6 protein-coding genes are annotated in these 6593 nt (G+C 53.7%); 5 read left to right on the top strand and 1 reads right to left on the bottom strand.

Annotation, left to right across the window (positions count from 1 at the left end; genetic code table 11):
• Nucleotides 1-806 precede the first annotated feature (806 nt).
• Nucleotides 807-1124 (bottom strand): hypothetical protein, encoded by a 318-nt coding sequence (locus tag L6D80_RS21510; RefSeq protein WP_054893893.1) that lies wholly within the window; start codon nt 1122-1124, stop codon nt 807-809.
• A 772-nt stretch (nt 1125-1896) separates the two neighbouring features.
• Between L6D80_RS21510 and L6D80_RS21505 the strand changes: the two genes are divergently transcribed.
• From L6D80_RS21505 to L6D80_RS21485, 5 genes are all read left to right on the top strand, one after another.
• Entirely contained in the window at nt 1897-2535 is a 639-nt protein-coding gene (locus L6D80_RS21505) for a hypothetical protein (RefSeq protein WP_023383562.1), read from the top strand.
• 210 nt (nt 2536-2745) lie between these two features.
• Entirely contained in the window at nt 2746-3747 is a 1002-nt protein-coding gene (locus L6D80_RS21500) for a lambda-exonuclease family protein (RefSeq protein WP_054893894.1), read from the top strand.
• Nucleotides 3748-3838: 91 nt separating this feature from the next.
• On the top strand, nt 3839-4384 hold the full coding sequence (locus L6D80_RS21495; RefSeq protein WP_082412236.1) for a hypothetical protein: 546 nt from the start codon (nt 3839-3841) through the stop codon (nt 4382-4384).
• Between the two features lie 705 nt (nt 4385-5089).
• Nucleotides 5090-5374: a hypothetical protein gene (locus L6D80_RS21490; protein ID WP_023383523.1), complete on the top strand. Its 285-nt coding sequence runs from the start codon at nt 5090-5092 to the stop codon at nt 5372-5374.
• A gap of 24 nt (nt 5375-5398) precedes the next feature.
• Nucleotides 5399-6568 (top strand): hypothetical protein, encoded by a 1170-nt coding sequence (locus L6D80_RS21485; protein WP_023383522.1) that lies wholly within the window; start codon nt 5399-5401, stop codon nt 6566-6568.
• Nucleotides 6569-6593 lie beyond the last annotated feature (25 nt).

The following is a 6593-nucleotide window of genomic DNA, read 5'->3' as shown; positions in this document are numbered from 1 at the left end:
ATAGGAACGGCGTGTTGGCTGCATGAAATACCCGCTTAAAAGGCTAGAACTGGTGCCCACTTAAATGTAAGTGCACACCATGTCTTGGCTTTGCAGGGCTGGGTAGATGACTTGGCCGTACGCATACCGTATACGGAACCGTACGTACGGTGGTGTGAGAGGACGGCGGTTGTGAAACCGCCTCCTACTCGATTATAGAAATGGTGTTTATCAGCCCATGTTGAACATTACCTGAGGCAAAGTTAACGGATACTCCCACTGGAGAAGCCAGTCAGGTCCGAGGTCGCGAAGCCTCCTTTGTAGTCAGCAACACGGTAACGGGTTAGCGCACTACCCACATACCGCCTGATATCTCCGCTCCCTAATGCATCCCCTGTGTTTGCCTCTGTGTTCTCGACTCGGTGATGCACCGCCAGTTTTGAGATCAGACAATAGTCGAGTCCGGGCTTCTCCCAGGAACTGACAACACAGCTGGACGATTAGGTCGAAGCGGTTATCCCTCAGGTCGCTCACCACTACGTGAGCAGCGCAAATGACTTCCCCGGACGTATGTCCTTCACATAGCAGCCAGGTGCAACTGGTGGGGATTCGCAAGCTAGCCAAGCAGGACGTCGTACTGCTGTCGACTATCCTAATGGCGATAAAGAGGTGAGCTCAGTCTTGGTAACGGTGGATTCTCCACCTACAGCGCCGCGGCAGCTGTGGTTACCAGGACTGGGCTCTTTGTATATCAAAGGCCCAGTTTTTTTTCGCCGCGGGCGCCTTTGTTAGCCCTTACGTCTAGAGGCGTATTAGCCTCCACTGTCTCAGTGACGTCGGGCCTTCCACAGACCCACCGTACCACTGCCGCCGGCAGACTGATCGATGTTTGGAGAGTCGCCCGTCTCGATCACTTTTGTCCTCACTACCGATTTGTACGCCCCCGTCTCCAGTTTACCGATGTACTCCTGCCAGTCCTCCGCCGCATGATTCTCGTTGGGAAGGGAATGACCTTTGGTCTTAATCCCACACCTCACACGATCCCGACCAGCTGCGTCCATCGCATAGGTGGTTATTGAATAGCCATCCCTCAGCTTCTCTTGCACTTGAAGCTCCAAAAGCCTGCTCATTTCCGATTTGTCCATTGCAACCTCGGTAAAAACATGTGAGGGGGCGAGCGGCTGGGAGCCGGGGCCACGAGATGAGGATCGCACACGCCACTACCATCTTGGCTCTACCCTAGCGGCAATGGCACCATTTCTTCGCTAGTAGCTCTGAGATACCAATCTGAAAGGTAAGGGTTAGTACCAGCTGCATAACGCTTCGCAATTCTCGGATGCGATCTCACCCAGGCTCTCAATCCCTCCCAAGCCTTGCTGCGATAAAAAAGCGTTCGACTGTCCCAGCCCCCGTGGTCCAGCAACTTGATCCCGAACTCATCCGATAAGGCACGGGCATCGTCAATAGTGAACCCCCTGAGAAATACCCGAGCTTCACTGCGATATTTGACGATGTACCACCCAAACCCATGGCACCTATAGCTAGTAGGATCGAACTGAACGATGTTGCACACCCCGAGGTGCACACCATCATGGACGGCCGACCGTGGGGTGATTAATGAAATCCAGGGGCCTTCGTAAATCATTGAGGCCTCGAAAAGCTGACCCCTGATGGTGGCGCTGTGGAAGACGTTATTGTTCATGGCCTACTCTACCTCTCCGCACTACCAGAAATTTTAGCCGATCCCCCTCCTGCAGCTCGTTGAGACGACTAGCGGTGCAGCGATTCGCAACTAACGCAGATGGCTATTTGCGCCGCCGGCAGCCCCGGCCCCATCTGCATGAGCATTTTGCCACTAGCCTCCATGGCCACCCATCAGTATTATAGTTACATGTTATTCAACCCCCTGAGGCTCACGTGATCCATAAAGCAATCGCGGCATTAGCTGCCACCTGCGTCATCATCGCCTTACCTGGTTGTGCAGCGAAGCCAATCACCGTTGAGAAAGGCCCGGTGCGCGTTCAAGCAGCACAGATCAACGGGCGCCTGGTAGAGGGTGTGCCTGTCAAGGCCGTGACCGAGGACGCCGCCCTTGGTGACATGACAGCGTATGTGAATGACGCTCTCAAGAAAGCTGGCTACAACCAGACTGCGGGTGATGCCAAGGTCACGTACACAATCAGCGAGGTCTATGCGGGCCCAGCCTCACAGTACAAGGAAGCTCACACAGCAGTGGGCAATGCTGTTGCCACGGGTGCCTCTCTGGCTGTATCCCTCGCGACCTGCTCACTGCTGAACAATTGCACCGACTCTGGGATGGTTGGGAACAACGTCGCCTCAGGCCTAACCGCAGCATCCGATGCAGCACAGACCACCAGCGGCCAGAACGTCGACAAGCTCGCGGGGACGAACCTGGTGATTCACACGGTTTGCTTAACCGGCCGGGGTTGCGCCAGTTCAGCTGCAGCGACTTCAGACCCCTCGATCTCGCTGAATGATCTCCGTATGCAGAACGCCATGCTGGGCCTTCCCCGCACGATGAGGATCGGCGAGTAACACCGCTGTTGTACGCTACCGGCTGCCTAGCAGCCGGTCTTCAAGGTTAGCACCATTGCTCCAGTCCCTTCTCCTCAGACCTTCCTTACTTAAATCCCCCTCTCACTGACGCCAGTCCAAGGCATCTAGTTTCTGCAAGAACGTTACGCATCTCCCGTTATCAGGCCTTCCACTGTTCCGGTGCAGGTCACTTTTAGAGGAGATTGCGATATGGCAATGCGCATCATCACGGGTCCAGCTGCTCAGCAAAACTCCGCTGCTTGGTTTGCATGGCGTCGTGAGGGAATCGGAGCTAGCGAGGCGCCCCAGATCATGGGCACGTCAAAATTCCGCAGTTCATATGAGCTTTTCAGACTCCGCCTGGGCATCGGGCCTCCCCCGCCGCCAAACCCCTACGTCGATCGTATTCGAGCCAGGGGTCATCAGCTGGAACCCATAGCTAGGGCGGCTTATGAAAAGCACACCGGTACCACGGTTACGCCCATCATTGCCGAGAGTGACTCGATCCCATTTATCAGGGCATCGCTAGACGGGTTCAATCCCTTTCTGGGGATACCGGTCGAGATCAAATGTCCAGGGGATACAGCTCATGGGCTTGCTCTCAAAGGAATCGTCCCACCGGAGTATGTGGACCAGGTTCAGCACCAGATCTTTGTTGCTGAAGCCAGCTTCGCCCACTACTACTCATTCGATGGGTCTAAAGGCGTGCTGCTCAAAGTCCCGCGTAACCAGAAGCGGATCGATCAAATACTTAAAGGCGAGCTCGACTTCTGGCACCGGCTCCAAACAGGCAAATGGAGTACAGATGAATGGGAAGCCGCAGCGGCCGCCTGGCGGCTGTCAAACCGGCAATTTCAGGAAGCCACAGCGCGAGAGGAAGCAGCCCGAGCTGTGCTGCTCTCTCAGATGCCGCCAGGCCGCAAGCGACATGAAAGTGAAGGTGTCTCTGTTCACCTTTCCACACGTAAAGGATCTGTCGACTGGCGCGCCTTGCTCAAAGCACACGGCGTAGACCTGACTGAAAGCCAAATCGATGTCTACAGGAAACCCTCTGTAGAACATGTGACTGTTCGTGATCAGTTCAATGCACCCCTGACGATGCCTAACTTGCCGGCGGCGACTTTGCCTCAATCGGTATCCCCCACCGTGCAAACTGGACAGCCAGCACCTAAACCAGCGGTACAAACCTTGAGGAAGGAGTTCATCTTCTAACGCTACACCCCCCGGAAACGGGGGTTTTTTTTGCCTGTTTTGCACAGGCGTGTGCGGCATCCCCTCTCATAAAGCGAACCTGGGAGACCAAATGAAACGTATCAATAGGCATGTATCCGCGTGGCTTGTAGTAGTTTGTATCTACACCGCGTTGGTGGCGGCTACGGGTGCATCGCATAAGCTAGCGCTATTCACATTGACGTTTGTTATATGTGTACCAGTGATTGCTTGGTGGAAAACAGGAAGCTTCACATATTGGCCGGTTATTCATACCAAAAGTGACAATGCTTCATTTAAACCAAAACGGACATACGACCACGAACGTACAGGACAGACTAAAGGCAAGCGGGATACGCCGAAGGCGTATGACCTTAGCGACATTCCGCACCCACCTAAAAGAAGAAACGATGCACATCTCAAGAATCTTCCTCAAGGAAACGGCATCAGTCCACCCACCAGTAAACAGCGGCCAAAACCCGTGCAATGTGCACTCGTAGCCAAAAGGGTCAAGCAACTGATCCCGGAAAATGTAGCTCCTACTATTGGATCCATGGGCGACCTGTTCGAAGATCAAACCCGCATAGTAGACACGTTAGAAGACATTCTCATTGTTCCTGATGGAGACGTCTTTCTTTAACTGCATCACATAAACCAGCGCCTTATTTAAGGCGCTGGTTTTTTTATTCATCAAATAGATTACACTTCACCCACCCAAGGCCTGAGCTGCATTTTTGCATACGAAAAATCGTGCAGACCAAATTTTGCACGCATTAAACCGCACTTTTTAGGGAACTTTTCTGGCGCCGATTTGTTGACCCTCATAACAACACGTCCCTATAATTTGTCCCGCATCGCCAATCAACGGACTAGATAGGAATTAGGGACACAGCATGTCTTTCAGCTTTGACACATACCAGGGAGCTACGGAAATCGGTCTTTCGTCGCTGGGTTGCCTCTCAACCGATGGCAAACCGCACTGCCCACGATTCAATAAAAGCTGCTCTAACAAATGCGCATCCAAGTGCATGCTCAAAGCAATGACAGACTTCCCAGAAGCCAAGACTGAAATTCTTCTGGCTGGCGTCGTTATCGCGTCAACATTTGCATCAGATATGACTGAGGTTCACGCGGCATTGTCCGGCTTCGAGCGGGCAATCCAGGCTACCTGCATCTGATCACTCGCCCCTGCATCACCAATCACATGCCTGCGTAATGCACAGTACAACGATTTGAAACGGACCAGTCTTCCACTTACGCGTTATGGATTTGATTGACGTTCTCTGTCACGTACGTATAATCAATAAAAGCGGCCTTATGCGGTCGCTACCAGAGGTAATGCTTCATGATCCACGAGTACTCCCCAATCGAAATCGGCCTGGACGCCCTTGGTGTGGAACCTGGTCAGAACCCCAGCACAGTGTTCGGGGTGGATGATCTAAGCCAAGCGGACCAGATCCGAAAAGTAGGTGAGCGGATCGAGCACGCGATGAGTGCCTACCCTGAGATCAAGACTGAGATCTTGGCCGCCGGCATCAATGTCCTCCTCGATGTGTCCAGTTCGCTGGCGCAATTCAGGAGTGTCGCTCTCCCTCAACTGGACCGATCTGTGGATACCGTGGCTGCGTAGGTTGGATAAATCAACGAGCCCTTTATGGCAGTAGAAAAGATTGATGCCCTGGAGCAAGAGACTGCTTCAGGGCTTGTGCAAGACACCGACATCGAGTCACTCCCCCCCTCCGAGCCATCCGGCCCCCCCTCGACCTTTGAAAAGCTGTGCGGGACTTACATCTCGAATGTGGACCGCTCACGCAAGTTTGTGAACCGTCTGGCCTTCGAGATGGATCGCGATGAGCGCGTTCGCAAAATCTGCAGGGTCAAGCTCCGTCAAAACAAGTGCGAACTCAGCGACTTTGAAGAGGTCCTGCAAAGGACGCTGGAAGTCTTCTTCGGCTCTATGCTGGCTAAGATTGAAGATCAGGATGCCGTCTATGCGGTTGTGTACGCTGTGGCGCACAACGTCAGCCGAGAAGTCCTGCGAGATCGCCAGAAGCTGATGATCAATCATCGCTCCATCGAGGACATGCAAGAGAAGGGTGAGGAACTGGAGCAAGTCGGTCTAGCCGACCAGGTAGAAGTAGACCACGATCGAGATATCGATACAGAAGCTGCCACCATTAAAATGGCCGCAGCACTTAAACGGGTGATCAACGGAGAACAAACAGTGGCCAGTTCCGGCATCTATGCCATGGATCAAGATCCAATGGTACGCCTTGTACAACCTCAGCCTACGGACGACCAAGAAAACGATACGGACACTTCATCGCGATCCAAGCCAGCTGATGCTGGTGTGAAGCGTCCCCGCGGCGGAAGCCGGGCCGAGCTTTCGGTTGATCAGCAAGAACTGGTGAAGATCGGCTCTGACCTGGGCCTACGCAATCAAGACTACGCCTTTGCCCTGGGCATCGGTCTCCCTCGACTCTCCTCCTACATCTATGGCCGGACTGCGTCGGTGCCCACGGAGGTAATGGAAAAGGCTCGGGGTCTTCTGGCAGAGGAGCCGCACCGGAGAGAACGCCTTTTGCGTTTCGACCGGGACATGAACGTCATCTTGGCTGAATGGATGACTCGCCTCGCCATCGATACCGAGAAAGACGAAGACATGGCCACCATACTTGGGGTGACCAAAATGACGATCTACCGGTGGCGCAACAACGAGACCAAACCCGATGCAACGGCCCTGGCTCGTTATGAGCAGCGGATCGACTACGAAATGCGCATGAGAAAAGCTGTAGAGCAGCGGCTTCAAGCAGAGCGCACTTAAATAAGAACCCGCATCTATGCGGGTT

Origin of the sequence: Pseudomonas ceruminis, assembly GCF_021602025.1 — a bacterium.
GTDB lineage: Bacteria > Pseudomonadota > Gammaproteobacteria > Pseudomonadales > Pseudomonadaceae > Aquipseudomonas > Aquipseudomonas ceruminis.
This window is presented reverse-complemented; position numbering and strand designations above follow the sequence as displayed.

Bases quoted from the DNA above. Each gene is read 5' to 3' on its own strand.
- L6D80_RS21510 (WP_054893893.1), bottom strand. From the start codon at position 1,124: ATGGACAAATCGGAAATGAGCAGGCTTTTGGAGCTTCAAGTGCAAGAG.
- L6D80_RS21500 (WP_054893894.1), top strand. From the start codon at position 2,746: ATGGCAATGCGCATCATCACGGGTCCAGCTGCTCAGCAAAACTCCGCT.
- L6D80_RS21495 (WP_082412236.1), top strand. From the start codon at position 3,839: ATGAAACGTATCAATAGGCATGTATCCGCGTGGCTTGTAGTAGTTTGT.
- L6D80_RS21490 (WP_023383523.1), top strand. From the start codon at position 5,090: ATGATCCACGAGTACTCCCCAATCGAAATCGGCCTGGACGCCCTTGGT.
- L6D80_RS21485 (WP_023383522.1), top strand. From the start codon at position 5,399: ATGGCAGTAGAAAAGATTGATGCCCTGGAGCAAGAGACTGCTTCAGGG.